At 38.4% G+C, this 26,314-nt stretch carries 28 protein-coding genes, 1 pseudogene and 1 riboswitch; of the genes and pseudogenes, 21 read left to right on the forward strand and 8 right to left on the reverse strand.

The features are described from left to right. The first annotated feature begins 54 nt into the window (after window positions 1–54). From HWV02_RS09485 to HWV02_RS09500, 4 genes are read left to right on the forward strand one after another with little or no spacing between them, the layout of a single operon-like run. The gene (locus HWV02_RS09485; protein WP_211690326.1) at window positions 55–651 is read left to right on the forward strand and encodes a bifunctional 2-polyprenyl-6-hydroxyphenol methylase/3-demethylubiquinol 3-O-methyltransferase UbiG; all 597 of its coding nucleotides are present in this window, start codon (window positions 55–57) and stop codon (window positions 649–651) included. Between the two features lie 31 nt (window positions 652–682). After that, the gene (locus HWV02_RS09490) at window positions 683–1,327 is read left to right on the forward strand and encodes a class I SAM-dependent methyltransferase (protein WP_211690327.1); all 645 of its coding nucleotides are present in this window, start codon (window positions 683–685) and stop codon (window positions 1,325–1,327) included. A gap of 53 nt (window positions 1,328–1,380) precedes the next feature. Beyond that, on the forward strand, window positions 1,381–1,863 hold the full coding sequence (locus HWV02_RS09495) for an HAD family hydrolase (protein WP_255550638.1): 483 nt from the start codon (window positions 1,381–1,383) through the stop codon (window positions 1,861–1,863). Window positions 1,864–1,875: 12 nt separating this feature from the next. Next, window positions 1,876–2,277, forward strand: coding sequence for a GFA family protein (locus HWV02_RS09500; protein WP_255550639.1), 402 nt, complete (start codon window positions 1,876–1,878; stop codon window positions 2,275–2,277). Between the two features lie 127 nt (window positions 2,278–2,404). Here the strand turns inward: HWV02_RS09500 and HWV02_RS09505 are convergent, their stop codons facing one another. Next, window positions 2,405–2,896, reverse strand: coding sequence for a peptidylprolyl isomerase (locus HWV02_RS09505; RefSeq protein WP_211675101.1), 492 nt, complete (start codon window positions 2,894–2,896; stop codon window positions 2,405–2,407). A 212-nt stretch (window positions 2,897–3,108) separates the two neighbouring features. Between HWV02_RS09505 and HWV02_RS09510 the strand changes: the two genes are divergently transcribed. The 12 genes from HWV02_RS09510 to pyrF all read left to right on the forward strand — a co-directional run bounded on the left by HWV02_RS09510 (window position 3,109) and on the right by pyrF (window position 14,948). Beyond that, entirely contained in the window at window positions 3,109–3,966 is an 858-nt protein-coding gene (locus HWV02_RS09510; RefSeq protein ID WP_255547141.1) for a DMT family transporter, read from the forward strand. A 45-nt stretch (window positions 3,967–4,011) separates the two neighbouring features. Continuing rightward, complete coding sequence (locus HWV02_RS09515) at window positions 4,012–5,418, forward strand: NAD(P)H-hydrate dehydratase (RefSeq protein WP_211690328.1); 1,407 nt, start codon at window positions 4,012–4,014, stop codon at window positions 5,416–5,418. Window positions 5,419–5,494: 76 nt separating this feature from the next. Next, complete coding sequence (locus tag HWV02_RS09520; RefSeq protein ID WP_045110735.1) at window positions 5,495–5,773, forward strand: hypothetical protein; 279 nt, start codon at window positions 5,495–5,497, stop codon at window positions 5,771–5,773. 94 nt (window positions 5,774–5,867) lie between these two features. Further along, window positions 5,868–6,959 carry a 3-phosphoserine/phosphohydroxythreonine transaminase gene (gene serC, locus HWV02_RS09525; protein ID WP_211679435.1) on the forward strand — a complete coding sequence of 364 codons (1,092 nt, stop codon included), beginning with the start codon at window positions 5,868–5,870 and terminating at the stop codon, window positions 6,957–6,959. Window positions 6,960–7,098: 139 nt separating this feature from the next. After that, entirely contained in the window at window positions 7,099–8,211 is a 1,113-nt protein-coding gene (gene hisC, locus HWV02_RS09530) for a histidinol-phosphate transaminase (protein ID WP_211679436.1), read from the forward strand. Between the two features lie 55 nt (window positions 8,212–8,266). Next, window positions 8,267–9,550, forward strand: coding sequence for a 3-phosphoshikimate 1-carboxyvinyltransferase (gene aroA, locus HWV02_RS09535; RefSeq protein WP_211690329.1), 1,284 nt, complete (start codon window positions 8,267–8,269; stop codon window positions 9,548–9,550). 196 nt (window positions 9,551–9,746) lie between these two features. Beyond that, window positions 9,747–10,421 carry a (d)CMP kinase gene (gene cmk / locus HWV02_RS09540; protein WP_211675107.1) on the forward strand — a complete coding sequence of 225 codons (675 nt, stop codon included), beginning with the start codon at window positions 9,747–9,749 and terminating at the stop codon, window positions 10,419–10,421. Between the two features lie 122 nt (window positions 10,422–10,543). Beyond that, window positions 10,544–12,211 (forward strand): 30S ribosomal protein S1, encoded by a 1,668-nt coding sequence (gene rpsA / locus HWV02_RS09545; protein ID WP_045110730.1) that lies wholly within the window; start codon window positions 10,544–10,546, stop codon window positions 12,209–12,211. Window positions 12,212–12,279: 68 nt separating this feature from the next. Next, on the forward strand, window positions 12,280–12,564 hold the full coding sequence (gene ihfB, locus HWV02_RS09550) for an integration host factor subunit beta (RefSeq protein ID WP_211679438.1): 285 nt from the start codon (window positions 12,280–12,282) through the stop codon (window positions 12,562–12,564). Between the two features lie 160 nt (window positions 12,565–12,724). Further along, window positions 12,725–13,012 carry a lipopolysaccharide assembly protein LapA domain-containing protein gene (locus HWV02_RS09555; RefSeq protein WP_211675108.1) on the forward strand — a complete coding sequence of 96 codons (288 nt, stop codon included), beginning with the start codon at window positions 12,725–12,727 and terminating at the stop codon, window positions 13,010–13,012. 8 nt (window positions 13,013–13,020) lie between these two features. Then, a complete protein-coding gene (gene lapB, locus HWV02_RS09560) occupies window positions 13,021–14,190 on the forward strand; it encodes a lipopolysaccharide assembly protein LapB (RefSeq protein WP_211679439.1) in 1,170 nt (389 codons plus the stop codon). A gap of 56 nt (window positions 14,191–14,246) precedes the next feature. After that, window positions 14,247–14,948 (forward strand): orotidine-5'-phosphate decarboxylase, encoded by a 702-nt coding sequence (gene pyrF, locus HWV02_RS09565; protein WP_211679440.1) that lies wholly within the window; start codon window positions 14,247–14,249, stop codon window positions 14,946–14,948. A 37-nt stretch (window positions 14,949–14,985) separates the two neighbouring features. On the opposite strand, the gene rrtA is transcribed toward pyrF, so the two are convergent. Next, window positions 14,986–15,564, reverse strand: coding sequence for a rhombosortase (gene rrtA / locus HWV02_RS09570; RefSeq protein WP_211679441.1), 579 nt, complete (start codon window positions 15,562–15,564; stop codon window positions 14,986–14,988). Window positions 15,565–15,595: 31 nt separating this feature from the next. On the opposite strand from rrtA, the gene HWV02_RS09575 reads away from it, so the two are divergent. The 3 genes and pseudogenes from HWV02_RS09575 to HWV02_RS09585 form a co-directional block, all read left to right on the forward strand. Further along, window positions 15,596–16,243, forward strand: coding sequence for a tRNA-uridine aminocarboxypropyltransferase (locus tag HWV02_RS09575; RefSeq protein ID WP_211690330.1), 648 nt, complete (start codon window positions 15,596–15,598; stop codon window positions 16,241–16,243). A gap of 119 nt (window positions 16,244–16,362) precedes the next feature. Continuing rightward, on the forward strand, window positions 16,363–16,605 hold the full coding sequence (locus HWV02_RS09580) for a DUF3820 family protein (RefSeq protein WP_211679443.1): 243 nt from the start codon (window positions 16,363–16,365) through the stop codon (window positions 16,603–16,605). A 110-nt stretch (window positions 16,606–16,715) separates the two neighbouring features. After that, window positions 16,716–16,847, forward strand: a pseudogene (locus HWV02_RS09585) (UDP-glucose 4-epimerase); the annotation flags it as partial. Here the strand turns inward: HWV02_RS09585 and HWV02_RS09590 are convergent. Both HWV02_RS09590 and HWV02_RS09595 read right to left on the reverse strand, forming a co-directional pair. After that, window positions 16,844–17,275, reverse strand: coding sequence for an HIT domain-containing protein (locus HWV02_RS09590; protein ID WP_211690331.1), 432 nt, complete (start codon window positions 17,273–17,275; stop codon window positions 16,844–16,846). The pseudogene HWV02_RS09585 and the gene HWV02_RS09590 overlap by 4 nt on opposite strands. A gap of 10 nt (window positions 17,276–17,285) precedes the next feature. Beyond that, window positions 17,286–17,687, reverse strand: coding sequence for an H-NS family nucleoid-associated regulatory protein (locus tag HWV02_RS09595; protein WP_211679445.1), 402 nt, complete (start codon window positions 17,685–17,687; stop codon window positions 17,286–17,288). 329 nt (window positions 17,688–18,016) lie between these two features. Continuing rightward, window positions 18,017–18,202, forward strand: a riboswitch (Lysine riboswitch). Between the two features lie 110 nt (window positions 18,203–18,312). Here HWV02_RS09595 and HWV02_RS09600 point away from each other — a divergent pair. Both HWV02_RS09600 and HWV02_RS09605 read left to right on the forward strand, forming a co-directional pair. Beyond that, window positions 18,313–19,908, forward strand: coding sequence for a Na+/H+ antiporter NhaC family protein (locus HWV02_RS09600; RefSeq protein ID WP_211690332.1), 1,596 nt, complete (start codon window positions 18,313–18,315; stop codon window positions 19,906–19,908). A gap of 96 nt (window positions 19,909–20,004) precedes the next feature. Further along, window positions 20,005–20,586: a thymidine kinase gene (locus HWV02_RS09605; protein WP_211679447.1), complete on the forward strand. Its 582-nt coding sequence runs from the start codon at window positions 20,005–20,007 to the stop codon at window positions 20,584–20,586. Window positions 20,587–20,591: 5 nt separating this feature from the next. On the opposite strand, the gene HWV02_RS09610 is transcribed toward HWV02_RS09605, so the two are convergent. The 4 genes from HWV02_RS09610 to HWV02_RS09625 form a co-directional block, all read right to left on the reverse strand. Continuing rightward, a complete protein-coding gene (locus HWV02_RS09610; RefSeq protein WP_211690333.1) occupies window positions 20,592–21,218 on the reverse strand; it encodes an EAL and HDOD domain-containing protein in 627 nt (208 codons plus the stop codon). Between the two features lie 176 nt (window positions 21,219–21,394). Then, window positions 21,395–22,177, reverse strand: a complete 783-nt coding sequence (locus HWV02_RS09615; protein ID WP_211690334.1) for a LuxR C-terminal-related transcriptional regulator — start codon at window positions 22,175–22,177, stop codon at window positions 21,395–21,397. Between the two features lie 213 nt (window positions 22,178–22,390). Next, window positions 22,391–23,128: an EAL domain-containing protein gene (locus HWV02_RS09620; protein ID WP_211679450.1), complete on the reverse strand. Its 738-nt coding sequence runs from the start codon at window positions 23,126–23,128 to the stop codon at window positions 22,391–22,393. 250 nt (window positions 23,129–23,378) lie between these two features. After that, window positions 23,379–26,309, reverse strand: a complete 2,931-nt coding sequence (locus tag HWV02_RS09625; RefSeq protein ID WP_211690335.1) for a multiheme c-type cytochrome — start codon at window positions 26,307–26,309, stop codon at window positions 23,379–23,381. Between the last annotated feature and the right edge of the window lie 5 nt (window positions 26,310–26,314).

Consider the following 26,314-nt stretch of genomic DNA (forward strand, 5'->3'; position numbering starts at 1 on the left):
TATGATCTTTTAATTATGATAATGGCCTTAAACAAGAGTAAATAAGCAGACTTTATGGAAAAAAATGCAGATATTTGGTGTCAATATTACGAAAAGGCGTTAATACGTAAACATAGACCAAGCACTGAATCCGCGGTGAAGCTAAACACATCTAATTATAAAACAGCAACAGATTGTGGCTGCGGAATAGGAAGTGATATTCATTACCTGAGTGATTTAGGCTATCAAGTTTCTGGTTTTGATATTAATGAAGATGCGTTAGCAATTTGTCATGAACGTTTTGCTGATAATGCTATGGTTGAAATATCACGTGATAGTTTTGAGGACTATGACTACCCAAAAAATGGTCTGGTTTTAGCTCACTCTAGTCTTTATTTTGCCGAACCTAGCGATTTTAAAAACACATGGATAAAAATATCATCTAGCTTAGCCAAAGGTGGCGTGTTTGCTGGCGACTTTATGGGGGTAAATGATAGCTGGGCTACAGGGTATCGTAGTGCAACAAACCCGATGAACAAGCAACAAGTCTTGAATTTGTTTGGCGAATTTGAAATTATAGAGTTTCATGAGCGTGATGAAAAAGGGCAAACGGCCATAGGAAAAATCAAGCATTGGCATACTTTTTCAGTGATTGCGGTAAAGCAGACTTAAACTTTGTTGATGATTTATAAGGACGTTCAATATGGAACCTGAACATTTAGCATCTCAACTTCGATGTCCGAGCGGAGATAAAGCGCTTGAAGTTGGTATTAGTATGAATAAGGCAAATTATAACCTTAATCGAGAATGCATAAACCTATTAGAATTAAATGACGACAATAGGGTGCTAGAAATTGGACCCGGTAATGGGGCATTCGTGCAGGAAGTCTTGCAAGAAGCCAAAGGCATTAATTATGTGGGAATTGATATTTCAACAGCGCTCGTTGCCGAGGCTAGCAGGCTTAATGACTCTCAGGTTAGAAAAGGGGTTGCCAAATTTGAGTGTGGTGACTCAGCGGATCTTCCTTTCGAAGCTGGTTACTTTGACAAGGTGTTTACGGTACACACTTTATATTTTTGGGAAAATCCTTATGAACACCTTTCTGAAGTTAGACGAGTATTGAAGCCATCCGGCACTTTCTGTATTGCTTTTGGAAACCGAGAGTTTATGAAAAACCTTCCTTTTGTGAAATATGGTTTTGAATTGTATGATGACTCTAGTGCTTGTAATCTTCTACGCGAAGTGGGTTTTAACATTGAAAGTGTCCATGAATTTACTGAACATGGTTTAAGTAATACTGGTGAGAGTGTCGATAAGCTTGTGCATGTTATTGTATGTAAAGATTAATATACCCTCTATCGTAAAGAATAAGCACGAAACGATTAAACGGAAAGGAGTGCATGATGGCTAAGATTTATCTGTTTGATTGGGGTGATACCTTAATGGTTAATCCAGCGCATATGAAAGGAAAAATGTGTAATTGGGAGCATGTTGAAGCGATAAATGGTGCACATGATACGTTGGCTTTACTGTCGCAACAGGGTTGTAAACTTTATGTCGCGACTGGTGCTGCGGACTCAAGTGAAGAGGATATTAAAGCTGCATTTGAACGCGTAGGGCTTGCTGGGTACATATTAGAGTTTTTTTGCCAATCAAATTTAGGTATTGGTAAGGGAACCGCTGCTTATTATCAAGCTGTGGTAGAAGCGCTTGGTGTTGACGCAAGCGAAGTTACCATGGTCGGTGATATATTACATCGCGATATAGAGCCTGCCATTGAGGCCGGATTGAATGCGATTTGGTATACCCCTGATGCATCAGGTGGAGAAAATACGGGGCATTATCAACAAATTAAACACCTCAGTGAATTATGTAATCTATAAATTTAAGGAAGAATGATGATCAACAAAGGAAGTTGTTTGTGCAATAAAGTGCAATACGAAATTGATGGCGAATTTGACGATGTACTCAATTGTCATTGTAGTATGTGCCGTAAATTACACGCGTCGGCATTTAGAACCAGAGCCAAGATAAAAACCGAGAGTTGGAAAACTCTTGAAGGTGAAACATTCATTAAGTTTTACGAATCTTCACCTGGTGAACATAAAGGTTTCTGTGCTGAATGTGGTTCGAGTCTGTTTACAAAATTTGATGCTTACCCTGACATACTTGGTTTCCCTTTTGGGACGCTCGATACCGATCCAAAAGTCAAAGCAACACGACATGTTTACGTGGGGAGTAAGGCTGCATGGCATGACATCACTGATGATCTACCTCAGCAACTTGAATTTGGTTGATATTTAGATAAGGACGTCAAAATATTAGTACTGAGACCGAATTGCGAATGCTGTGATAAGGATTTACCTGCGTCCGTTCTAGCTTATAACGAAGGATGCCATAAACGATTTATGGCATCCTAATGCATTATTTAATAACTACTTTCTTAATAATGATAGCTTCGCTCGGTACATCTTCATGACCTTTTACTGTTGTCGTTCTTGAAAATGCAATCATGTTAACTACATCCATTCCCGCGGTAACAGTACCAAATGCCGTGTAGCCCCAGCCAGCGTTTGTCGTTGCGGTATGATCAAGAAAATCATTATCATCTAAGTTAATAAAGAACTGAGCTGTCGCAGAGTGTGGTGAATCTGTACGCGCCATTGCGATTGAACCAATCACATTTTTAAGGCCTCGATTAGCTTCGTTAGCAATGGCTGGGCGAGTCTTCTTTTCCTGCATTTTTTCAGTAAAACCACCACCTTGGATCATGAAGTCTTTAATCACGCGATGAAAAATAGTGCCTTCATAAAAACCTTCTTTGCAATAGCGTAGAAAGTTCTTTGACGTGACTGGCGCTTTCTCCATATTCAGTTCAATTTCGATGTCACCTAAGTTTGTGGTAAAAATAATCATTCTGTTGCACCATCTTTGTATTAGTGTTGGTATTAATTTAATCGCGCAGTATACGCAAACATAACGCTAAACTGTAGTCGTGAATATTTAAAACTACTTTCATTTAAGCAATTTCTTTTATAAGATCATTTTTTCTAACCATCTGAAGTTAATCACTCCCTATGCCAGCTCAATTTATAAAAAATATTCCTGTTAGTGTAAGGTTCATGCTGATGTCAGCATTGGCTTTTTCGATTATGACGAGCTTTGTTAAATTAGTCAGTACTTATGGTATTCCTGTTTTTGAAATTGTTGCAGCAAGAGCAATTGTTTCATTAATTATTAGTTACGTGGACGTGCGTCGTAAACGCATATCCGTTTGGGGCAATAATAAAAAACTACTTATGGCGCGTGGTACTGTTGGTTCATTAGCCCTCATCTGTGTTTATTTCGCGGTAACGACTTTGCCTTTAGCTGAGGCCACTATTCTACAATATTTACATCCCGTATTTACGGCAATACTCGCCTTGATTTTTCTTAAAGAACGTATTCAACGCTCGACTATTATCTGCATTCTGTTTTGCATCATAGGGCTATTACTTATTGTTAGCCCAAGCCTGACATTTTCAGGGACTGCCGAGTTACCTTTATTCAGCGTTGCAGTTGCACTGCTGGGTGCGTTGGGGAGTGCGATTGCTTATGTGATTGTTAAGCGTCTTAGTAGTACCGAAGATAGTTCTGTGATTATATTTTATTTTCCACTTGTTGCATTACCCCTGTCATTAATCTTACTTGGTGATGATTTTGTTCTGCCCAATACAGAAGCGTTTGTATTGTTGATTTTTATTGGTATTTTCACTCAAATAGGGCAGCTGGGGTTAACCAAAGCAATGCAAACAGAAGTAGCGAGCAAAGCGACGGCATATTCTTATGTGCAAGTTGTTTTCTCAATTATATTCGGTTGGTTATTGTTTAGTGAAGTACCTTCCCTGTGGACTTGGTTTGGAGGCAGTTTAATTATTCTGGGTGCGTTAATTAACGCATTTGGTAGCCTTAATCGAAGATCAATAAAACACAAGCAAGCAGGCTGATCATAAAGCATACTTGTCTAAAGACGTTCAATAATGGAGTAACGAATGCAAAAGGTATTTGATGATGTGAACGCTTTAGATAAGCGATGTGTTGATCTGTTTGGGTTAAGTGAAGATTTACTGATGGAGCATGCCGCTGCGTCGATGATGCAATATATACACGGTAAGTTTTCAAGTAATGAAAAGGTACTTATCGTTTGCGGTTCAGGAAATAATGGTGCAGATGGAATCGCGCTTGCCAGACTTTTATACTCTCAATACGATGTCTGTATGCTTATGCCGTATCATGTGAAATCTGCGATGGCAAAATTGCAATATAAAAGAGCCAAGCTTTTAGGTGTTAAGATCATCGAGAGCTTATCTGAACTAGCACTTGAACACACGCCCGATGTTATTGTCGATTGCCTTTTTGGCTCCGGATTAAACAGAGATCTGGATAACGAGTCGCAGCGTCTGATCACACGAATAAATTCTTGGCCTGGGCATAAAATTGCATGTGATATTCCTTCAGGGATAAATAAGCAGGGAAAAGTAACCACCGTCGGCTTTTGCGCGAACATAACCATCACTATGGGGGCGTTAAAAACGCAACTTTACAGTGATGTCGCGAAGGATTATACCGGAGATATTATTGTCAGCGACTTAGGTGTGCATCGCAGTATTTATGAAACGACAACTAATACCTATCTTTTAGATCCCTTTGATATGCAATTGCCATTACGTACAAAACAAAACTCGCACAAAGGGTCATTTGGGCATTTAAGCGTCATTGTCGGTAATAAAACAGGGGCGGGGATCATTGCAGCTGAAGCCGCTTTTGCATTTGGTGCAGGTTTGGTCACTGTGATTACAGACGAAAATGTAAATATACCGTTTCATATTATGCGACAGCATACCCTGCCTGAAAAATGCACTGCGATCGCAATTGGTATGGGACTTGGCCAATTTATAAAAGCGGAAATAGAACAGATTTTAGATATTGATATTCCAAAAGTTGTTGATGCAGATTTATTTCATGACGAGATTATTCTAACGGTTTTAAATCATGAAAATGTGGTGTTGACGCCACACCCTAAAGAGTTCTGCTCTCTGCTGAAGTTAATCAATCTCGCAGAAATAACCGTAGCAGAGCTGCAAAATAATAGATTCAAGTATGTAAGACTCTTTGCTATAAATTATCCCAAAACTGTGCTGTTGTTAAAAGGCGCGAACTCGCTTATCACCTATAATAATATTATTTACATCAATCCTTTGGGAAGTAATATTCTGAGTAAAGGTGGATCTGGAGATGTGTTAACGGGATTGATTTCGGCATTGTTAGCGCAAAGGTACAGTGTCATAAATGCGACAATTACGGCAAGTCTCGCTCACGCTATGTCAGCAAAAACCTATACTAAGAATAATTACGCTTTAACACCAATGGATATCATCGAGGGAGTAAAAGGACTGTAAAGACCATGACTATCTTAAATAATCATTATTTTAAGTAATTAATAGCATATTAAATTCGTTAATTTTGGAGTGTGTTATGTCAACAAGAAAGCATAAACGTAAAGCAGCAAAGCATTCGCATAAACATCAAGGTTTAAAGGCATCGGCTAAACAGACTGATTTTGTTAGTACACATCCTCGTGTATCTATGTTCACTGGCTCATTACTTATTGTTATCGGTCTGTTTTTACTCATAATGGGAATAGGGAGTGACGCTCAGTTTGGATTGGCTATGTTATCAATGGCTATCGGCACAATAGTTATCTTTTTCGCGAGATCAGCTTTGCCTAAGAAGGCGATAAAGGTAATTAAATAATTGCTTTGAAAAACAACATTAATGGCTTACATTAGATAGTCATTCAATAAGGGTTTAAAACGTTTAAGCTGCTTTGTTAACAAGGATTATGGATATGAGTCAGACTTATAATTTTTGCGCTGGTCCCGCAATGTTGCCACATGCAGTGATGGAACAAGCCCAAAAAGAATTTATTAATTGGAATAATACCGGCGTATCGGTAATGGAACTCAGTCATCGTAGTAAAGACTACATGGCTGTCGCTTCTGCCGCAGAGCAAGACTTACGTGATCTATTAGCCATTCCAGACAACTACAAGGTTATCTTTTCACAAGGTGGCGGTCGCGGTCAGTTTGCTGCTGTGCCCCTGAATATCCTTGGTGATAAAACTGAAGCTGATTACCTATTAACTGGCCAGTGGTCAAAATCAGCGGTTGTTGAAGGTAAGAAATACTGCCAGATTAATGAATCCAATATTCTAATGCCAAGTACCGATGGTATTGTTGCAGTTAAACCTGCATCACAATGGCAAGTATCAAGCAAAAACACGGCTTATGTACATTACTGCCCGAATGAAACTATCGAAGGCATTGAGATTAATGATATCCCTGACACAGGTGATATCCCGCTTGTTGCTGATATGTCATCAAATATCCTTTCTAAACCATTAGATATTAGCAAGTTCGGTATTATTTATGCGGGTGCGCAAAAGAACATCGGCCCATCAGGTTTGGGTGTCGTGATTGTACGTGATGATCTGCTCGGTAAAGCCAAACAAGAAACCCCATCAATCTTTAACTATAAGCTGATGGCTGAAAATGACTCGATGTTTAATACGCCGCCGACCTATTCTTGGTATTTAGCAGGACTTGTGTTCAAGTGGTTAAAAGCACAAGGTGGTCTGTCTGCTATTGAAGAAATTAACGCAGAAAAAGCCAAGCTACTTTATGGCTATATTGATAGCAGCGATTTCTACAGTAACAACGTAGCGACGGGTAACCGCTCAAAAATGAATGTGCCGTTTACATTAGCATCAAGTGATCTGGATGCGGCGTTCTTACAACAATCTCAAGATGCGAATTTAATGGCATTAAAAGGTCACCGTATTGTCGGTGGTATGCGCGCAAGTATTTATAATGCGATGCCAATCGAAGGTGTGAAAGCACTTATTGGCTTTATGGAAAAATTTGAACGTCAACAGCGTTAATCGCGAATAGATAAGAAAGCGTTCTTAGCAATAGAACAATTAATACGTATTTAAAGGCAATGGAAAAATGTGTTGAGCATGGTTAATGTCGATGACAAGCGTGCCAACTAAATAAGAGTGCCGTCTACAAGGATTTATTATGAGTTGTGATTTTTTTGCTTTAGCAAATACAGGGGTACAAGGTTTACACCCTTATCAAGCGGGAAAACCGACTGATGAATTAGAGCGTGAACTAGGGCTAACAGATATTGTTAAATTGGCATCGAATGAGAATCCATTGGGTGTTGGTGAATTAGTTAAAGCAGCATTAGAGAAAGAACTATCGGGTATCACCCGTTATCCAGATGCGAATGGCTTCTATCTAAAGCAAGCGTTAGCAGATAAATACGATCTTGCGCCAGCACAATTTACCTTAGGTAATGGTTCAAATGATGTACTGGAACTCATCGCTCGCAGCTTTGTTACGCCAGAGCATGAAGTTATTTTTGCGCAGCACGCATTTGTGGTTTATCCATTAGTGACACAAGCGATTGGAGCAAGGGGAGTGGCTGTACCAGCAAAAAATTGGGGGCATGATTTACCTGCAATGCTGGCCGCAATTACCGAGCGTACACGTCTTATCTTTATTGCAAATCCAAATAATCCGACGGGTACGTTTTTAACAGCTGAAGCCTTATATGACTTTTTAAGCAAAGTGCCAGAAGACGTGATTGTTGTATTGGACGAAGCGTATTTTGAATACGTAGATAAAGAGCTACAAGCGCCGTCAATTACTTGGTTAAATCAGTTTACAAATTTAATTATCACACGTACTTTCTCTAAAGCTTATGGCCTTGCGGGTTTACGTGTTGGTTATAGCATGTCACATCCGGATATAGCGGATATTTTAAACCGCGTTCGTCAGCCATTTAATTGTAATAGTTTTGCATTAGCGGCTGCGCAAGCGGCATTGTCTGATCATGATTTTTTAACCGAGAGTGTGGCGTTAAATAATGAACAACGGACTGTGTTAGAAACATTTTTCAGTGAGCAGGGTATTGGTTATATACCGTCTAAAGGTAATTTCATTACCGTGGAACTTGTTCAAGATCCGGCTATTGTGTACCAAGCATTATTGCATAAGGGCGTAATTGTTCGTCCTGTTGCGGGTTATGGTTTAACAAAGCATTTGCGAGTGAGCATTGGCACTGAACGGGAAAATAAAACCTTCATGAAGGCGCTACTGACAGTGTTGGTTGAGTTAGACGCATAGCAAGTAACGCTAGCGACTATTCGTTGTATTAATCAAAAATTAAGTGAATAAATTTATGGAAAAATTAACATTACAACCAATTGGTAAAGTATCAGGTACTATTAACTTACCAGGCTCTAAAAGTGTTTCAAACCGTGCATTGCTACTTGCTGCGCTGGCTGAAGGCACAACGCGTTTAACAAATTTATTAGACAGTGATGATATTCGTCATATGTTAAACGCACTGACAAAATTAGGTGTGCAGTATGATCTGTCTACATGTAAAACAATTTGTACAGTAACTGGCTTGGGTCGTGCATTTTCTGTAGAAGAAAAACTTGAGCTATTTTTAGGTAACGCAGGTACGGCAATGCGTCCATTATGCGCAGCGTTATGTTTGAGCGAAGGTGAGTTTGAATTGACCGGCGAACCACGTATGGAAGAGCGTCCAATTGGCAGCTTAGTTGACAGTTTACGTCAAGCTGGCGCAGATGTTTCTTATTTGAAAAATGAAGATTACCCACCAGTGCTTATTAAAGGCACTGGCTTGAAAGGTGGTAATATTAAGATTGATGGCAGCGTATCTAGCCAGTTCTTAACTGCATTTTTAATGGCTGCACCACTGGCAGAAAATGATACAAGGATAGAGATCCTTGGTGAGCTTGTTTCTAAACCTTACATTGAAATTACATTGCATATCATGCAGCAATTCGGTGTAACGGTAAGTCATGACAATTATCAGACGTTTAGTATTAAAGGTAAGCAAACATATCAAGCCGCGGGTGACTTCTTAGTTGAAGGTGATGCTTCTTCTGCGTCTTATTTCCTTGCTGCAGCGGCAATTAAAGGTGGTAAGATCCGTGTGACGGGTATTGGTAAAAAATCAATCCAAGGTGATATCCAGTTTGCAGATGTAATTGCAGCAATGGGTGGTAAAATCACTTGGGCTGATAGTTATATCGAAGCTGAAGTCGGCGAATTAAATGCCGTTGATATGGATATGAACCATATTCCTGATGCAGCAATGACAATCGCGACAACCGCATTGTTTGCAAAAGGTACAACGGTTATTCGTAATGTATACAATTGGCGTGTGAAAGAAACTGACCGTTTAGCGGCAATGGCGACTGAATTACGTAAAGTGGGTGCAGAAGTAGAAGAGGGTAATGACTACATTAAAATCACCCCTCCTGCGAAATTGATTCACGCTGCTATTGATACTTATAACGATCACCGTATGGCTATGTGTTTCTCATTAGTTGCGTTAAGTGATACTCCTGTAACGATTAATGATCCAGGCTGTACATCAAAAACGTTCCCAGATTATTTTGAGCAATTTAAAGGTTTAGTTCAAGCTTAAATTGAGCGTTGCCCTATTTGATGCTGTTATTAGCGTTGTTCTTAAATAGCGAGGTATTACTGATAAGGTGATGCCTCGCTATTTTTTATTTGCGGTTATTATTTCATACTATTTTCATGAAGATCCGTTATAATCGCGGCCAGATCCATACAGCACTGTTTAAAGTTGTATGTTAAATATCGAGTTTGGAGAATTTATGACAGCAGTAGCACCAATTATTACAGTTGACGGGCCGAGTGGCTCTGGTAAAGGTACTTTATGCCAATTACTTGCGGCTAAGCTAGGTTGGCATATACTAGACAGTGGCGCTATTTATCGTGTATTAGCCTTAGCTGCGATGCACCATAACGTGAATTTAGATAACGAAGAAGCACTCACTGCATTAGCTGCAAACTTAGACGTACGTTTTGTCCCAACGGATGATGGCTTGCAAGTGATCCTTGAAGGCGAGAATGTATCACGTGAAATTCGTACAGAAGAAGCGGGTTTTGCAGCCTCTCGTACAGCGGTATATCCGGCAGTTCGTGCAGCGTTGTTACAACGTCAACGTGACTTCCGTGTTGCGCCTGGCTTAATTGCCGACGGCCGTGATATGGGCACTGTTGTCTTCACTGATGCCAGTGTGAAAATATTTTTAGATGCTTCTGCTGAAGAAAGAGCCATTCGCCGGTTTAATCAGTTGCAAGACAAAGGCTTCGATGTTAACATGCCAGCCCTTCTGGAGGAGATCGAGAAACGTGATCATCAAGATCGCAACCGATTGGTCGCTCCACTAAAGCCTGCAGATGATGCACTTGTTATCGATTCGACATCTATGTTGATCGAAGACGTACTTGCTAGTGTGTTGGCTTTTGCAGAAGGTAAAATTTAAAGTAGTCGGTATTCTATCGATTATTTAGCGGTCAAGCATCAAGGATGATGATGACTTTTGATTAACAACCCACATTAGCCGGATTGCTTATGTGAACGTTTTATAAGTACAAATAACTCATTATGAATGAATCTTTCGCTTTACTCTTTGAAGAGTCACTACAAGAACTTGCTGCTCCTGGTAGCATCATCAAAGCAACTGTTGTTGCAATCGAAAACGGTTACGTTTTAGTTGACGCTGGTCTTAAATCAGAATCTTCTATTCCTGCTGAAGAATTCAAGAACGCTGCTGGCGAACTTGAAGTTGAAGTTGGTCAAGAAGTTGATGTAGCACTAGAATCAATTGAAGACGGTTTCGGTGAAACTCAACTTTCTCGTGAAAAAGCTAAACGTCATGAGTCTTGGATTCAGCTTGAAAAAGCATACGAAGATCAAGAAACTGTTATCGGTGTTATCAACGGTAAAGTTAAAGGTGGTTTCACGGTTGAAGTGAACACAATTCGCGCATTCTTACCAGGTTCTCTAGTAGACGTTCGTCCTGTACGTGACACTACTCACCTTGAAGGCAAAGAGTTAGAGTTCAAAGTAATCAAACTTGACCAAAAACGTAACAACGTAGTTGTTTCTCGTCGCGCAGTTATCGAAACTGAAAACAGTGCAGAACGTGAAGAACTTCTTGCTAACCTTCAAGAAGGTCAAGAAGTTAAAGGTATCGTTAAGAACCTTACGGACTATGGCGCATTCGTTGATCTTGGTGGTGTTGATGGTCTTCTTCACATTACTGATATGGCTTGGAAACGCGTTAAGCACCCAAGTGAAATCGTTAATGTTGGTGACGAAATCAATGTTAAAGTTCTTAAATTCGATCGTGAACGTACACGTGTATCTCTAGGCCTTAAACAGCTAGGTGAAGATCCATGGGTAGCTATCGCGAAACGTTACCCTGAAAGCACTAAGCTTACGGGTAAAGTTACGAACCTAACTGACTACGGTTGTTTCGTTGAAATCGAAGAAGGCGTTGAAGGTCTAGTTCACGTTTCAGAAATGGATTGGACTAACAAAAATATCCACCCTTCTAAAGTTGTTAACGTTGGCGATTCTGTTGAAGTTATGGTTCTTGATATCGACGAAGAACGTCGTCGTATCTCTCTAGGTCTTAAGCAATGTATTGCTAATCCTTGGGAAAACTTCTCAACTTCACGTATCAAAGGCGAGCAAGTTACTGGTAAGATCAAATCTATTACAGATTTCGGTATCTTCATCGGTCTTGACGGCGGCATCGACGGTCTAGTTCATCTTTCAGACATCTCTTGGGATGCTACTGGTGAAGAAGCAGTTCGCGAGTACAAAAAAGGCGACGAAATCACAGCTGTAGTTCTACAAGTAGACCCAGAGCGTGAACGTATTTCTTTAGGTATCAAGCAAATTGATGAAGACCCGTTCAACGAATACCTAGCGAATAACAAGAAGAATGCTATTGTTAATGGTACAGTTTCTTCTGTTGACGCTAAAGGCGCAACGATTGAACTAGCTAAAGGTGTTGAAGGTTACATCCGTGTTGGCGATATCTCTCGTGACCGTATCGAAGATGCAAGCCTAGTATTATCTGTAGGCGAATCACTTGAAGCTAAATATGTTGGTGTTGATCGTAAAAACCGCGTAATTAGTCTTTCAGTTAAAGCTAAAGATGAAGCTGACGAGAAAGAAGCAATGGCTAGTGTTAACAGCCAACCGCAAGAGTCTGGTCTATCTGCTATGGCAGAAGCATTTAAAGCTGCTAAAGGCGAATAATCAGCCGGAGGGATGTTTATTCATCCCTCATTAGTACGATGTCGACAATATTCTTATATGGAGATTATATGACAAAATCAGAACTTATCGAACGTCTTTGCTCTGCAAATTCACAGCTGGCGACTAAAGATGTTGAATTATCTGTGAAAGCTATACTTGATCAGATGGTAGATACTTTAGCAACTGGTGATCGAATTGAAATTCGGGGTTTTGGAAGTTTTTCTCTACATTACCGTGAACCTCGAATTGGGCGTAATCCTAAATCAGGTGAAAAGGTTGAATTAGAGGGAAAATATGTACCTCATTTCAAACCTGGTAAAGAACTTCGAGATCGTGTTAACGCTTCTTTATAGCCGTTGATACTTGCAAAAACGACATACTTTGGTGTGTCGTTTTTTTTTGCTTTTTTTTCACACGGACCCATAGTTTATGGATTACACCATATATTACTAGCACTTGGCCCATTAATTGGCGATAATCCCTTTATTGCTATTTATATCACAGAGGACGTCGATGAAATCATTTATCTTTTTTATTATTATCGCTTGCACACTGGCGCTTGCTGCAGCATTTGCTTCTAGCAACGATCAGTTAGTTGATTTTAATTACCTAATTGCGCTAGATTCGTTTAAATTATCTTCTCTGCTTGTTGGTGCATTCGTTTCTGGTTTAGTCGTGGCTGGTGTCTGTATGGGGCTGTTGTTAATGAAATTAAAATTATCACTGTCGAAATTAAAACGTAAATCAAAACGTCAAGTTACAGAGCTTGAACGATTACGTGCTGCTGATATTAAAGGTTAATTTACTGTATGTTTGAACTTTTATTTCTTTTACTTCCTGTTGCCGCCGCGTATGGCTGGTATATGGGTAGAAGAAATGGCCGCTATTTACAACAAGATAAGCAACATACTATGTCTAGAGAGTATGTGACGGGGCTTAACTTTTTATTATCAGACCAACCTGATAAAGCGGTGGATTTATTTATTGATTTACTTGATGTTGATAGTGAAACGATCGATACGCATTTGGCACTCGGTAATTTATTCCGCCAACGTGGTGAAGTACAACGTGCAATTAAGATCCACCAAAATTTAATTGCACGGCCTTCATTAACGCATGAACAGCGTAACCTTGCATTATTACAACTTGCGCGTGACTATCTTGCTGCGGGTTTGGTTGATCGCGCTGAAGAATTATTTTTGAAATTGATTGATGAACCTGATCACCGTCAAACCGCTTTATCACAACTTATTATTATTTATGAACAGACCAAGGAGTGGGAGCAAGCCATTGCGATTGGAATTAGATTAAAGAAAATGGGCGATACGAAAGTTGAACGTAAAGTTGCACATTTTCATTGTGCGCTAGCAGCCTCTACATCATTAGTAAATGAACCTAAAAAACGTTTAGCGAGTCTTAAAAAAGCCTTACAGTATGATAAGCAATGTGTCAGAGCGAGTATCATGCTGGCAGATTTTTACATTGAGCAAGACGATTATAAAAAGGCCATTGTCTGGCTTGAGCATGTAATGACTCAGGATATTGATTTTGTCACCGAGATTTTACAGAAACTAAAAGATTGTTACACTGAAATTAATAATGAAGATGGTTTTATTCACTTTCTTAACGACGCCCAAAATAATAAAGCGGGTATTAGTGTTGCGATTGCATTAGCTGATTTTACAGTGAGCAGTGTGGGGTTAGAGCCAGCTGAAAAGCTGATGTTAAATCAAATTGTTCGCACGCCGACAATGAAAGGCTTTTATCATCTAATGCAGTATCAAGAACAAGCTGCAGAAGAAGGTAAGGCAAAAGAAAGTTTAGCTATGCTACGCAATCTTGTTGGTGAACAGCTTAAGTTGAAGCCTATTTATCGATGTAGCCAATGTGGCTTTAGTACTAAACGAATATACTGGCATTGTCCATCGTGTAAGCGTTGGGGCAGTGTGAAACCTATTCGAGGCTTAGATGGCGAATAGTATATATAGAACGAATTTGTAATACGATAATGAGTAACTCGGACCTAGGAAAAAATATGTTGCAAGAGAGTAAAGTAGTTGTCGCACTTGATTATGCTGATGAAGCAAGTGCATTGAATTTTGTTGATAAAATCAATCCTAGCCAATGCCGTCTGAAAGTAGGCAAAGAAATGTTCACGTTATTTGGACCAGAATTTGTTCGCAAATTAGTTGCACGTGATTTTGATGTATTCTTGGACCTCAAGTTTCATGATATTCCAAATACAGTAGCGAAAGCTGTTGCTGCTGCTGCTGAGTTGGGTGTGTGGATGGTGAATGTACATGCTTGTGGTGGTCAACGTATGATGGAAGCGGCAAAAGCAGCGCTGGTTCCTTATGGCGATAAAGCACCGATTCTGATTGCTGTTACTGTATTAACAAGTATGGAGCAAGAAGATCTCGCACAAATGGGTGTTAATATTACACCAGCCGAACAGGTTATCCGTTTAGCAACGCTAACACACAAAAGTGGATTAGACGGTGTAGTGTGTTCTTCACAAGAAGCATCAATGCTGAAAAAAGAATTGGGCGATTCTTTCTTATTGATCACGCCAGGTATTCGTCCTGCAGGTAGTGCTGCTGGAGATCAACGTCGTATAATGACACCTGTTGAAGCGGTTACTGCTGGTTCAGATTACTTAGTTATCGGTCGACCAATTACACAAGCTGAATCACCAATGCAAGTGTTAACTGACATTAATGAAAGTTTAGCGAGCTAAACTTCTTATTTGATTCAATATATCTCGATAAGAGCGCTCAGGCGCTCTTTTTTTTGTTTAGATAAACAAACAGTGGGGCAATGATTAATCCTGTTACAAGACCATACAGGTGCGCCTCGGTGAGCACTTGGGCTTGAATTAACTTACTCATCTCTATTGGGCTATTGAAAAATTGTTCATTGATGATTTTGATAATCGTACCTGCAATTAAAATGTAACCGGAATAATACTTTTTCGTTACGTCAATAATCGCGCCGACAATGATAATGCCATGTAGTATACCTGATAATCCGACATATAAATGCGTGCTAGGCGATAGCAAGAATATACCTGCGCCAACGCCAATTGATAATAATAAAATTAAACTAAGGTAAACCGTCGCACTATAATAACGGTAATGTAGTCCGCTAATAACAGCCAACGCACAGACGTTTAGCAGTACATGATAGATATTTGTATGGTTAAAATTACCAGTGATTAAACGCCATAATTCACCATCGATAATCAATTCCCTGTTATAATCTAAGGCGGTTATATTTTCGGTGGATAAGGCATAAATAATAAGGCATAACAGTCCGAGAATGAGCCAGCTTAGCCATCTATGTTGAATTAGCATATCTTATCAATCCATAATATTTAGGTTTGTCGTGAGTAAAAGAAAAAAGTGTACTGTATGTGATAAAGCATTAGCAGCCTGTATATGTCAGCACATAACGGTTATTGATTCTGATATTGAATTAATTATATTACAACACCCAGGTGAAGTTAAAAATGCGATCGGAACCGCCCGTATTCTCAATCTTTCATTACCACAATGTCAAATTATAATTGGCGAGAACTTTACTGATAATACGCAGTTAAATGAAATATTAAACGATCCAACGCGTCAATGTTATTTACTCTACCCAAGTGAAGAGAGTATTGAGGTAGAGCGATTGAGCCTTACAAAAAGCAGTGATATGGTTAGTAACAGTGCAATTTTAAAGCATAACATGAAGCGCACGTTTATTTTATTGGATGGTACATGGCGTAAAGCATTTAAAATGTATCAAACATCAATGAATTTACAAGGTATACCTGCTGTGCGATTGAGCGCTGAAGAAAAAAGCCAATATACAATTAGACAAACCTCGATCGAAGGGGGATTATCGACGGTTGAAGCCGGTTACTTATTACTTTCAACATTAGAAAAAGATAAAATAAAATATCAGCCTTTGCTGACTGCATTTGAATATATGATTAATTTTCAAATTGCACAGATGCCAGCGGGTTTATTTAATAAAAATTATAAATAGTCTTAGATATTCTCAGATAAAATAAAAGTACCTCAGTCAGATAAGCAGCTTAATAATGTGAAACATTATGGCTAAATGAGTCGTATTACACTAGATCATTCGTTAACATTGGATTTTATATGTCACAACAACAGTTAATTGAAGCAATTAATACTGTGATGCCGTTTGGTAAATACCGAGGACGGCTTTTACTTGAATTACCTGAACCTTATTTAGTTTGGTTTCACAGTAACGGCTTTCCTGATTCTAAGTTAGGGCAACAACTTGCACTAATATACGAAGTGAAGTTAAATGGACTTGAGTCTATGCTAGCGCCATTGTTGAAGCGCCCATCGAAATATTTAAATAGCGAAGGGCAGTAAACCTTTATTTAATATTTACGCTTTAAAAAGGAATTTAGAATGGCAATTTTAGTAACTGGTGGGGTTGGGTATATTGGTTGCCATACAGTTTTAGAGTTATTCTCCGCAGGGCAAAATGTTATGCTGCGACAGAGCTAGCTGAACGAGAACTCGGTTGGAAAGCAACACGCCAAGTATCAGACATGACGGTTGACACTTGGCGCTGGCAATCAAATAACCCGGATGGTTATACCAACAATTAATTTGATTCGCTGATAAATCCAGCTTTCAGCGTAGTTGATATCATCGTTATCAGCTGAGCTGCTTGCTGCGGTGTTCTGCTTATTGGAGGGAGTTGACCCCAAATCGGTTTTGGCCAGCAAGCATCTTCTTTAAAACGCGCAACATGATGAATATGTAATTGCGGTACCATATTCCCTAATGCTGCGATATTTATTTTATCTGCACTTAGCCTATCTTTTAATAACCGACTTACTGTATTTGATTCAATTAAAAATTGAGCCTGCTGCTCATCTGTTAATTCATGAAATTCAGTGATGCCATTAACTTTAGGTACTAAAATTAACCACGGGAAATTACCGTCGTTTGCTAACAGTACCTGACATAGCGGGAACTCACCAATTAAGGTTGTATCAGCTGCAAGTTGTGGATGCAATAAAAACTGAGTCACGCGAATCCCTCTATATTAAGAATTCTTCAATTGAACCTTTCTCATTCATCACTTCTTGAAGTGGCAAGGGCATACGTCCTTGACCTGTCCATGTTTTCGTTTCACCGTTTAGGTCATACGAGTATTTTGCAGGGCGAGGACCACGTTTAGTCTTTGTTTTCTCAATTGTTGAATCAGTTAAATTCATTAATTCTTCAGGGCTGATACCGTTTTCTTTCAGTTGTAATAGTATTTCGTTCATCATTACTTGTTTTTCTTGCTGCTTTTCTAATTCAGCGGCTTCAGACTCTTTTCTATCTTCAACAATCTTTGTGAATTTAATTAAAACATCTTCAAGTTGGACAACGCTTAATTCTTTTGTTACAGCGCGTAGGCTACGAGCATTTAAAAACACTTTAATAAAATCATTCATAATTAGTACCTAAATATAGATGGTGGGATTAATAAACTGCAATAATATTAATATACTTTAATGCCGTTAATATACAATAGTTAAATAAATACCAATAATCTATTTACACTAATTTATTAAACTTATCTAGAATAGAATAAGTAAGTTAAATAGGTTTAGCCATGTAACTTTTTAAACTATTTAATGGTCTATTATTTAAAGTCGATATACTTATCATTAGTAATAACGGGTTTGTCAATTGGATTTTTGTATTGGTTTTTGTTTGTTTTGTGAACGTTGAAACTGATATGGTCTTGAATTGGTGAAATTACCTGCTACTATTGTGCTTCCTCCTAAGTAGAGGTGCGCAATTCATAAGTAGTGTTGTTTAGGTAGCTCCGGTAATAACGACACAAAAGGGAATTGCGCCGAAGAATGAGCATTTAAGCTAAAGATATTCATTCTGGGGATGTGTTCGAATAGAGACATCACTGTCATAGTCAATTTTATATTAACTATGGGGCGCTACTGAAATAGAAGAGAATATGGGTAATCTTTACATCTATCATATTGTAAATATCCTTATTGCACATCTCATCTGTCTTGTTTAGTCGTTCCCTGTAAAAATTATTAGGTCAAAGGGATCATGGAACTCATTAATTATTCTGACTCAGCGTTATCGCTAGTTGTACCACTAGTTGCACTTACATTAGCAATTTTTACACGTAAAGTATTGTTATCACTTGGTTGTGGTATCTTACTTGGCGCACTATTTCTAACCGATTTTAATGTTGTTAGTGCAGCTAAACACCTTGTAGACTTATCATTAAGTTTGGTTTGGGAATCGGGTGATGCGAGCAAAGGCTCATTCTGGGACGTGGGTTCGTTCAATACTTGGAACTTATCAATCATCATATTCTTGTTCATACTGGGTATGTTAACGAGTATTATGATGGTAAGCGGCGCAACCAGTGCGTTTGCGAACTGGGCAAAACAGCGAATTACGACTCGTCGTGGTAGTACATTACTGACAGCTTTTTTAGGTGTTTTCATCTTTGTTGATGATTACTTTAATAGCCTTGCGGTGGGTAGCGTAAGTCGTCCACTGACAGACCATTATAAAGTTTCTCGTGCTAAATTAGCTTATCTGCTTGATTCTACCGCAGCTCCTATGTGTGTTTTAATGCCAATCTCAAGTTGGGGTGCTTATATCATTGCTGTTATCGGTGGTATTTTAGCCAGTCACGCTATTACGGATATCAGTCCTCTAGCGGCATTTGTTCAAATGATACCAATGAACTTCTACGCTATCTTTGCTATTGCCATGGTATTTGCGGTTGCTTGCTTCAACCTTGATTTTGGCTTGATGGCAAAAGAAGAAAAAGCGGCAACAAATGGTGAGTTGTTTGATGCTAAAAAGGGTAATCCAGCGGGTTCAACAATAGAATTAGAAGAAGCTGAAGGTGGTCATATTTCAGGTTTGATTTTACCTATTTTAGTGCTCATCTTTGCGACTATCTTCTTTATGATGAACTCGGGCGCATCGGCGCTAGCAGCGGATGGCAAAGCATTTGATATTCTCGGCGCATTTGAAAATACAGATGTAGGTAGTTCTTTAGTTTATGGTGCCTTATCTGGTCTTGCTGTGGCACTTGTGCTGAGCCTTATTTCTGGTGTGTCTATTTCATTACTCGCACAAGCAAGTTTCCACGGTGCTAAATCAATGCTACCAGCGGTTTATATCTTATTCTTCGCATGGGCTATTGGTTCAACTATTGGTTCTATGGAAACGGGTAAATACCTTGCTGCATTAGTGGGTGATTCAATCCCAATGAGTGTATTACCGATTATCATGTTTGTATTAGCTGGCTTTATGGCATTTGCAACGGGAACAAGCTGGGGCACATTCGGTATCATGTTACCAATCGCGGGAGATATGGCTGCGGGTACTGAAATTTCGTTGATGTTACCTATGTTAGCATCTGTGCTTGCGGGTTCTGTATTTGGCGATCATTGTTCACCTATCTCTGATACTACGATCCTATCGTCAACGGGGGCAAACTGCCATCATATGGATCACGTAATGACACAGCTTCCATATGCGCTATCAATTGCGTTAGTAAGTGCGATTGGTTATTTGGTACTCGGTATAACAAGTTCTGTTCTATCAGGCTTTATCGCTTCAGCAATTGCATTTATAATTGTGGTTGCTATTATGTCGCGCTTAAGTCATAAAGTATAAATAAGACATTAATAACACGCTGTTTATAATGAATGGTATTAATGTTAAGTAATTATATACGCCTGTTGATACAGGCGTTTTTTTTGAGGGTATAAAATGGCATCTTTGCATTTCAAATTTGCAGCAATGAATTCAGGTAAATCAACACAATTGATCCAAGCTCACTTTAACTATATTGAGCGTGGTATGCACCCATTAGCGATGACGCCTGAGTGTGATAGTCGTTACGGTAGGGGTGTTATAGGTGCGCGTGTTGGATTAAAACTAGAAGTTGATGTATTTGAGAAAGAGACCAATTTATTTACCACTGTTTCTACACGATTAGAAAATCAAAAGATTGATGTATTTATTATTGATGAAGGTCAATTCTTATCTCGAGCTCAGGTTTACCAATTAGCCAGTGTTGTCGACGAACTTAATATTCCTGTGATTGTTTATGGGCTGAAAACAGATTTTAAATTAGAGATGTTTGAAGGTTCGTATCACTTAATGTGCCTAGCGGATAAAGTTGAAGAGCTTAAAACTGTCTGCTGGTGCGGAAATAAAGCACACATGAATGCTAGAGTAAGTGATAGTGGTGTGGTACTAAGAGAAGGTGAACAAGTTGAAATTGGCGGTAATGAGCGTTACGTCTCACTGTGCCGTAAACATTTCATGAATGGTAATGCGAGCCGTTAATCGATTTAATTAACGCTAATTATTTCTAAATTAGGTTTATTAATATCGTTTAGCACAATTTCAGGTTCTGCAAACAGATAGCCTTGAAAATATGTACTTTGGAGTTTTTTAGCTTGTTTAAATTGCTCCTCAGTCTCTATTTTTTCGATTAGTATACTGATTCCATATTTCTCTAATAATGGTGTTAACTCTTTTATCTCGTTAAATGAGGTGAGGGTAATATCAAACTTAATAATATCGACAACACCAAAAAATGGTAGCCAGTCTTCAGAATAAATAAAATCATCCAATGCAATCGTAAATCCATCATTTTTTAATTTCTTTAACGCCCATAATACAGATTGTGTAGGTGGTACATCTTCAAGTACTTCAATTACAATCGGTTTATCTATGAGCTTTTTGGGTAAACCATTGAGAATGCTTTTTTCAGTGAAATTAATAAAGTAAGGCTTGTTATCAACTAATTTATCGATGTTGGAACTTAACAAATGATCATAAACCAACCGCTCTGTTGCAACTTCTGCATTAATAAGTGGAAATGTATTTTCTAAACTATCGCGATATAAAAGTTCATAAGCCACTACGTGACGAGCGCTATTTAGGATCGGTTGCTTAGCGATATATGCGTGCATAGAGGTTACTTTATTTACAAATATATCTATAAGCTTATGCATAATAATCAAAAAGGCGAATTAATTAGCAAATATAGGTAAAAGTTCAACATTATGGGTTAGCGCTTGGTTGGTACTATGCTTGAGTAATAGCGGTAATTATATCCGCTAGTAGTAGTTTACCGCATCAGCATAACTTAATCTTCTGAAATTCCTAATCCATTACGTAATGCAAACTGGATTAATTTTGAGTGCTTATCTAAGTTCAGTATATCGAGCATACGGTATTTATGAGATTCAATTGTACGAGAGCTCAAATTAAGTTTATCTGCACATTGTTTTGCTGTGTTACCTTGAGCCAGTAATGTAAGCACAGTACGTTGCTTTTTAGTCAGTCTAAAAATTTTCTCACTTTCATTTATTGATACAACTTCACCTTGATGTAAAGTTCGTATTAATGTTGAATTTTGCCAATAGCATAACCAAAGTTCACATAATAATTTTAAACGTTGTAGATCGATTGCGCTGAATTTTTTATTATTATTTTCAAAGCAAGTCACGGTTAGAAGCCCCCAGTTTTGTCCGAAACTTTGTAAAAGAATGATGCAATGCCAACGACCTCCTTGTTGATATAGCTTACTTAAGACATTGTTTTTATGCTTTTTAAGCTCCTGGGCATTAAAAATTACCCAATCTTTTTTTTCTCTAAATAATTTAAAATAGTCGGAATAATCACTTTCAATCAAATTACCCAAGCTTAAAGGCGGTATGCCATCCCGCTGGACAGATTCTACCTTACAATTATTAACTAATACTTTTGTATTCGGATGTAGACATATTCTATCAATATTAAACCAATTCATAACGTTTAAAGAGGTATTACGCCAAGTTGATATAAATTTTCTAGGGTCACTAGACATTAAAGCGTTTGACTGATCAATCATTAACTTTTCAAAGCTAGAGTGTTGAGTGTGTGACATATTAAATCTCATTCTAAACATAAGTAATGTTTAAAGTATTTTATTGAAATAAATGGTGAGTACTAGAGTAAAAATACTGCAAATACATATTTATACATGATAGATGTGTTTAATTACATAAAACTTAGCATTAACTTAACAGTTTGTTTTCAAACAATAATTGCGTATAAATAATTATTTACAATTTTTAGGTGTTGCAGCCTAATAAGAGAATTACAGTACCATGTGGGATAGTCTTAACGGACGACTATAAAGGTAACCTTGGCAGAGACAGTTAAATTTTGATATTTGATCATTCTGATAATCTGATTCAATACCTTCGAATACGATACTATTAAATGAAAAATTAGAAATGTAGTTCAGTAAATCTGAAATTAAAGAATGGTTGTTTATATGCCTATAGATGAAAGTTTTATCTATTTTAACTCGATCCCATTTTAATAAATACAGCGCATTACTTGGTATATCTTCAGATGTGAAATCATCCAACCACAGCTCAAAGCCATGTTCTTTTATGATTGAGACAGATTTTTTTATATTGTCTGTCATCACGGTTGAATTTTTGAAGTTTGTTACCTCGAGCGCAATTTTAACTTGACTTTTATTAATGATTGATTTTATTAATTCGATATCAGAAAGTAAATCAAATGGAATGTTAATTGATGCAACTATGTTTTTACTATTTATTGCAATCTTTATATTATTTAATTCTTCAATTTGAATCATGATTAATGACTTTATAAATTCATTTGAAATGTCACTAAAAAAATCTTCAGCGTGAATCGTCCCATTCGAGCTGCTAATCAAATTGGTCAATACTTCAATTGCAACCACATTTCTACTTTTAGGTTGAACAATGGGTTGCGCTACAAGATAGAACTCAGCGGAGGAGTTATTGGTGGTGTTTTTCAATATGAATGAATTTTTATTTTTTATTTTTGTATAAAACATAAGAAACCTTGATGAAATTTGTTTTCATTTTTCTACGGGATCGTGAAGCTAAAGTTATAAAAATAATAATTAGTTAGTACTTTTCACGAGTAAGGTCATCTAAATTAAGGATATTATAAATAGACCTAGATGATGAGGAGAATCATAGGTTAGATAGTGATTGAATCATACAGTAAAACTACTGCTTTGATTTGAGGCTGTAAAATAGGATTACAGCCTCAATTCTAATCGTGTGGTTAGATGTTATTTGTTACGGAAAAACCTTGGTGACTTTATTTAATTCAATCACATCAGCAAAAGGAATATTTTGCTCAGGGAAGGCTGCTTGGACCTTACTTGTTAGTGGTTTTGAGAACGAACGGTAATTAATTTTAGCGACTACCGTGATTGGATAGCTGATACCTTCAGGTAGTTCAAATGATTCAACACGAGTTTCATCAGGAGAGATACGGGTATCCGATAGAATCTTCTCGACGCGCCAGAATTTAAGACCAACGGGTTCGCCGTGCATGTAACCAGACTTTTTAGCAAACACACGGCTGTCTTTTGGTAAGTAGCCATCGTTTAACTGACCACTCACTAAGCGCTCTACGCCTTTACTATCTGTTACTACAAGATCAACCCATACTTGTCGACGTGCGCCACCTGGCATTTTGTGACCCGTATTATGGTTTGTGATTTTTACATCAATAGTACCGCCATCTTCGCTGGTTTCAACGTCGAGTAGTAGGGCGTTACGCAAGATATCACGACTGAGTTTTCCATGCTCTTTAGAGCGCATATCAGAGAAGTAATAGTTACCACCAATAAAGTTATGCGCAATCAAGTTTGGTTTAATTGGCCCATTATCCGTGGCTTGTCCTGGTACCTTTTTATCAAAATCAGTCATATCCATACGCATGTGGCAATCAATGCAGGTTTTGTTCTGTTCTGGATTATCCGGTGCGTTAAATTTAGACGCTTGCCATTCGCCATAATTGTTATTCACATTAGCACCTTGGCCGGGGGTGAATTCATTATGACAGGTTGCACAATATAGTGAGCTCTTGTACAGTTCTGGGTTCGAATAGCTGTCTTTGTGCTGCTGTGGTGATGCATTTATCTGTGCTTCAGCAGCGAATTTTAGCACTGGATTGCTTGAGAATTCAAACAGGTATTCAGCACGATCTTTTAAGTTAACTGTAAGGTCGGTATTACCGCCAGCGTCTTCCGCTTTAGTTATTCGATGACAGAAAACACAACTGGTGCCAGTTTCATCAACAGGTAGACCTTCCTTTAGTGCATCACGTAGACTCTGTCCTTCTTTTTCATACATGTTGTTAAGATGAGTCAAGGGTGCTTTATTGTTGTTAAGTAAGGTTTGCGGTGCATGACAGCCACGGCATAAGTTTCTAAATGGTTCACCTTCTGATTCTGCGGCTAAGTTTTCTTGGAAGCGGTAATAAGGGCTATCCATGTGCATCCCATGGTTAGAGTCTGCCCACTGTTTGTAGAGGGTGCTATGGCATGATTCACAGCTTGCTGAATTTAACCATTCAGATTTGTGAGTGAACTTACGTTCGTCATCAAAACGTAACCAGATTGATAGATAAGGTAAGTTTTCTTTTGTTGTCACGTACATGTTTAATGCTGACATTAAGCGTACGATCTCTGCTGACGGTGATTTAGGATCAACTTTAGGTAGTTCTGGTTTTTTCGGGTCGGTTCCCATACCACCTTGAGTTTTTTGAATCATATCGATATAAGCTTCGATAGGATCGCCAGCGATCATGGTTGCTAAACCTACATGTCCCGTCATGGCATTTTCTTTAACGTCTTTGGTTCCGTCGGCTAATAAGTATTTGTTAGTGAAGTTAAACCCGTCAAGGTGACAAGAGTTACAGCTCATCCAATAATCACCTGCCATGGCACTGTTTTCAAATTTATCACTGTTTGCAAGATTAAAGAGGGTTTTACCCAAGCGTAGTTCTGGTGCAATGGGATCTTGGCTAATTAACTGGGAAAACTGGGCATTAGCCAGTTTAACTTTAGCAAACGGACCTTTACCACTCACATCAAAACTCACTAAGTCGTGAGACATGGCGTTTTGAACATAGAGTGTACCGTCTTTTTCAATCAGGCTACGCGGATTAGTACCGGGAATATGGCGGTAAATTTGTGTCGCTTTCACACCGCCTTGTAATTTGGTACGGCGATGGCGTTTAGGTTTTTTACCTATTTTACCTTGGCGAGATAAATCAAACACGAGCAGGTCTTCTGAACCAGATAGAGTAATAAATACTTTTTTGCCGTCTTCACGGAACGCCACGTCATGTGGGTTAGACACAATACGCGTGGTATTGTTGTTTTCAATGATGTTTATTTGTTTGAATAATTGTTTACGTTTATCGACTAGTTCTTTTTCTTTACCTGGTGTTAGATCAAGTAACGAAATCGTTGGGAAGACGGTCGATTGAAAATGAAAGTCTTGTGTAAATGACCACAGTACATGGGGTAACCAAGCTTGTGTGCCATCTGGAGAAATCGCAATGTTATCTAATACACGCGGTTTACCTTGTGGTGTTGCACGAGAGCTATGTTCTGGGGTATCGGCAAGTTGAATTATTTTGTTTAATTCGAGGTTTGGTGTGTGCGTATTATAGATGGACACTTGGCCGGTCATGCTGTGAGTAACAAATAAACGCCCATCACCTGCTAATGCAAGACCACGCGGTGTATCTGCTGTTTGTGTTGTTGCGGTTATTTTACCGTCGGTTGAAACGGTTATTAGCTGTTTCGCTTCAAACAATGTGACGTAGTATTGTTTATTATATCCATCATAAACAATACCAAACGGGCGATAGCCTGTTTTGATTGTTTTAATGAGTTTCAGGCTTTTAGCATCAATGAGGTACAGTTGATCGGCAAGATAATCACTGACTAATAATTGATTATTTATTGGGTCTAATGCAAGTCGACGTAGGTCTTTACCGAGGGCCTGTTCAGCCATTAGCTTGCCGCTTTCTGCATTAATAAGACTGACGCTACCAGCGTCCATGTTTGCACTAATAAACTGCGTACCATCTATAGATAGTAATAAGCTGTTACTTTTTGTATTTGAATAAGTAGTGCTAGCATAAAGCGAGTGGCTTGCTAAGAGTAACAAGGCGAACATTAATTTAGGAAAAATATTTATATTCATAGATC

The organism is Moritella sp. 28, from assembly GCF_018219435.1.
In the GTDB taxonomy this organism is placed as follows: Bacteria; Pseudomonadota; Gammaproteobacteria; order Enterobacterales; family Moritellaceae; genus Moritella.

Excerpts from the sequence above, each read along its gene's own strand:
- HWV02_RS09485 (WP_211690326.1), top strand. The coding sequence starts at position 55 with ATGGAAAAAAATGCAGATATTTGGTGTCAATATTACGAAAAGGCGTTA.
- HWV02_RS09490 (WP_211690327.1), top strand. The coding sequence starts at position 683 with ATGGAACCTGAACATTTAGCATCTCAACTTCGATGTCCGAGCGGAGAT.
- HWV02_RS09495 (WP_255550638.1), top strand. The coding sequence starts at position 1,381 with ATGATGGCTAAGATTTATCTGTTTGATTGGGGTGATACCTTAATGGTT.
- HWV02_RS09500 (WP_255550639.1), top strand. The coding sequence starts at position 1,876 with ATGATGATCAACAAAGGAAGTTGTTTGTGCAATAAAGTGCAATACGAA.
- HWV02_RS09505 (WP_211675101.1), bottom strand. The coding sequence starts at position 2,896 with ATGATTATTTTTACCACAAACTTAGGTGACATCGAAATTGAACTGAAT.
- HWV02_RS09510 (WP_255547141.1), top strand. The coding sequence starts at position 3,109 with ATGTCAGCATTGGCTTTTTCGATTATGACGAGCTTTGTTAAATTAGTC.
- HWV02_RS09515 (WP_211690328.1), top strand. The coding sequence starts at position 4,012 with ATGCAAAAGGTATTTGATGATGTGAACGCTTTAGATAAGCGATGTGTT.
- HWV02_RS09520 (WP_045110735.1), top strand. The coding sequence starts at position 5,495 with ATGTCAACAAGAAAGCATAAACGTAAAGCAGCAAAGCATTCGCATAAA.
- serC (WP_211679435.1), top strand. The coding sequence starts at position 5,868 with ATGAGTCAGACTTATAATTTTTGCGCTGGTCCCGCAATGTTGCCACAT.
- hisC (WP_211679436.1), top strand. The coding sequence starts at position 7,099 with ATGAGTTGTGATTTTTTTGCTTTAGCAAATACAGGGGTACAAGGTTTA.
- aroA (WP_211690329.1), top strand. The coding sequence starts at position 8,267 with ATGGAAAAATTAACATTACAACCAATTGGTAAAGTATCAGGTACTATT.
- cmk (WP_211675107.1), top strand. The coding sequence starts at position 9,747 with ATGACAGCAGTAGCACCAATTATTACAGTTGACGGGCCGAGTGGCTCT.
- rpsA (WP_045110730.1), top strand. The coding sequence starts at position 10,544 with ATGAATGAATCTTTCGCTTTACTCTTTGAAGAGTCACTACAAGAACTT.
- ihfB (WP_211679438.1), top strand. The coding sequence starts at position 12,280 with ATGACAAAATCAGAACTTATCGAACGTCTTTGCTCTGCAAATTCACAG.
- HWV02_RS09555 (WP_211675108.1), top strand. The coding sequence starts at position 12,725 with ATGAAATCATTTATCTTTTTTATTATTATCGCTTGCACACTGGCGCTT.
- lapB (WP_211679439.1), top strand. The coding sequence starts at position 13,021 with ATGTTTGAACTTTTATTTCTTTTACTTCCTGTTGCCGCCGCGTATGGC.
- pyrF (WP_211679440.1), top strand. The coding sequence starts at position 14,247 with ATGTTGCAAGAGAGTAAAGTAGTTGTCGCACTTGATTATGCTGATGAA.
- rrtA (WP_211679441.1), bottom strand. The coding sequence starts at position 15,564 with ATGCTAATTCAACATAGATGGCTAAGCTGGCTCATTCTCGGACTGTTA.
- HWV02_RS09580 (WP_211679443.1), top strand. The coding sequence starts at position 16,363 with ATGTCACAACAACAGTTAATTGAAGCAATTAATACTGTGATGCCGTTT.
- HWV02_RS09595 (WP_211679445.1), bottom strand. The coding sequence starts at position 17,687 with ATGAATGATTTTATTAAAGTGTTTTTAAATGCTCGTAGCCTACGCGCT.
- HWV02_RS09600 (WP_211690332.1), top strand. The coding sequence starts at position 18,313 with ATGGAACTCATTAATTATTCTGACTCAGCGTTATCGCTAGTTGTACCA.
- HWV02_RS09605 (WP_211679447.1), top strand. The coding sequence starts at position 20,005 with ATGGCATCTTTGCATTTCAAATTTGCAGCAATGAATTCAGGTAAATCA.
- HWV02_RS09610 (WP_211690333.1), bottom strand. The coding sequence starts at position 21,218 with ATGCACGCATATATCGCTAAGCAACCGATCCTAAATAGCGCTCGTCAC.
- HWV02_RS09615 (WP_211690334.1), bottom strand. The coding sequence starts at position 22,177 with ATGTCACACACTCAACACTCTAGCTTTGAAAAGTTAATGATTGATCAG.
- HWV02_RS09620 (WP_211679450.1), bottom strand. The coding sequence starts at position 23,128 with ATGTTTTATACAAAAATAAAAAATAAAAATTCATTCATATTGAAAAAC.
- HWV02_RS09625 (WP_211690335.1), bottom strand. The coding sequence starts at position 26,309 with ATGAATATAAATATTTTTCCTAAATTAATGTTCGCCTTGTTACTCTTA.